General features: G+C 34.1%; 1 protein-coding gene. It reads left to right on the forward strand.

What is annotated here, in order from left to right:
- Nucleotides 1–331: 331 nt before the first annotated feature.
- The coding region (locus ENL20_07815; protein ID HHE38467.1) for a glycine--tRNA ligase subunit beta at nucleotides 332–1821 on the forward strand (1490 nt) is incomplete at its 3' end.

A 1821-nucleotide genomic window follows, 5' to 3' on the forward strand; every position in this document is an offset into this window, starting at 1 on the left:
ATGATAAAAAATGGAAATTTATGGTTAACTCCCTCATAATTAATAAATTAACATCTGCTTGTTTGATAAATTTGAAATTCTAATTCGTTTTATAATGGTGAATATCGAACTGCGAAACTTAAGAATTTAATTTGATGAAAAAAAGTAATTAGTTTTTTTGCTGGGATCAACTTGGCAAGTTGATTTACGATTTTTGTGCCTTCTTTATGTCATCCTTCGTGACTTTGTGACTTTGTGGTTAAGCAACATCTTTTAACCTTGAATTTTCCAAAAAGAAATAATAGACAATAAAATCGAGTTTTAAAATTTTGACACCTTTATAGGTAAGTGTATGGAATTTAAAGAATTCTTATTAGAAATTGGAGTCGAAGAGATTCCAGCAGGTTATATTTTCGGAGCGATGAAAAAGATCGAAGATTTTTTTCGTTCTCGTTTGAAAGAGAAAAAACTATCTTTTGATGATATTTTTCTTTATTCGACACCCAGAAGGTTTGCTATTAAAATATCGAATCTGCAATCTTTTCAAAAAGATGAAATAATCGAGAGAGTGGGTCCCGCAAAATCTGTTTCCTTTGATGAAAATGGAAATCTAACCAAGGCTGCTTCCGGATTTTTGCGGGGAGCAAAAGCAACAGAAAATGATATCTTTTTCAAACAAACACCTAAAGGTGAAAAAATAGCAGTAAAGTTGGAAATCAAGGGTGAAAAAACTGATGCGATCCTCGCATCCGTCATCCCGGAATTACTCGGTAAGATTTCCTTTCCCAAAGCGATGAAATGGAGTGATAAAAAACTTGCTTTTGCGCGTCCGATCCGTTGGTTGGTCGCTATTTTCGGAGATAAAATCGTTCCGGTTGAAATTAACGATATCAAAGCAGGAAATGATTCTTTTGGGAATCGCTTCCAAAAACTTTCCAACAAAGTTCAAATTAATAAAACTTCTGATTATGAATCCTCTTTAAAAAAAGTTTATGTTATCCCAAATCGTCAGGAAAGAAAAGATCTTATCCAAACTCAATTGAAAGACATTTTTAAAGATTCAGATGATGAGTTGATCGAAGATAAAAAACTCCTGGAAACAGTTATAGATCTGGTCGAATATCCAACTGCAGTTATAGCTGAATATGAAAAAAAATATCTTGAATTACCGGAAAAAGTCATTATCTCAACTTTGTCGGAACATCAAAAGTATTTTGCAGTTCAAGATAAAAATGGTCAGCTTGTTAATAAATTTGTCTTTATATCCAATGGAAATCCGGAATTTTCAGATCTGATCAAAGCAGGGAATGAAAAAGTTATCAAAGCCCGTCTTGAAGATGCTGAATTTTATTTTTATGAAGACACAAAACAATCTTTGGAAACTTATATTCCCAAATTGAAAGATGTTACCTTTCAGGAAAAATTGGGTAGTTTGTTCGATAAAACCTTAAGGATGGAAAACATCACTGACTTTCTTTCCGATCAGTTAAATTTATCCGAAGCTTTAAAAAGAAAAGCTAAAAGATCTGCTCATCTTTGTAAAGCAGATCTCGTGACCTTGATGCTTGGAGAAAAAGAATTCACCAAACTTCAGGGTTATATCGGGAAAAATTATGCTCTCAAAAGTGGTGAAGAAAAGGAAGTTACGGAAGCAATTTTTGAGCATTATCTCCCACGCAGACAAAATGATTTCCTGCCTGAAACCTTGTCAGGTTCTCTGGTGGCGATTGCTGATAAATTGGATACTGTTTGCGGGATTTTCGGAGTAAATATGATCCCGACCGGCTCGAATGATCCTTTTGCTTTAAGGAGAGCCGCAAACGGGATCGTTCAAATCATAGA

The sequence above is a fragment of the Candidatus Cloacimonadota bacterium genome (assembly GCA_011372345.1).
In the GTDB taxonomy this organism is placed as follows: domain Bacteria; phylum Cloacimonadota; class Cloacimonadia; order Cloacimonadales; family TCS61; genus DRTC01.